Origin of the sequence: Acinetobacter sp. (genome assembly GCF_036666595.1) — a bacterium.
Lineage (GTDB): Bacteria > Pseudomonadota > Gammaproteobacteria > Pseudomonadales > Moraxellaceae > Acinetobacter.
In genome coordinates this window covers 241-582 of record NZ_JAVWVO010000126.1, presented here as the reverse complement: position 1 = coordinate 582, position 342 = coordinate 241, and the positions used below count along the sequence as shown (strand labels likewise).

Sequence of the window (342 nt, the reverse complement as noted above, 5' to 3'; positions counted from 1 at the left end):
AGATGCAAAAAAGCCCAAATTATTTTGGGCTTTTTTATTTACTGTTTACTCAGCTCAAATAATTTTCTCACATCGTCAGGAACTGTTCGTTTCGCCCCATTACTTTCAATTGCAACAAAAGTGAAAATTCCTTCAGTGACTTTCACTGGCACAGCACGATGATTATTAATACTCCACACTTCGATATGCACCTGAATTGACGTATTCCCAATCTTAATCACATCGGTATAACACGACACAACATCACCGACGCTGACAGGGATTAAGAATGTCATTTCATGAATCGAAATTGTCGCACAACGACCATGACTAACTCGCTCTACATGAATCGCCCCTGCCAAA

General features: G+C 39.8%; 1 protein-coding gene. It reads right to left on the bottom strand.

Going from position 1 to position 342, the window contains the following annotated elements; translation table 11 throughout:
* Positions 1-38: 38 nt before the first annotated feature.
* Positions 39-342 (bottom strand): hotdog domain-containing protein (locus RR876_RS17160; protein WP_332637207.1); only part of this gene is annotated, 304 nt, incomplete at its 5' end.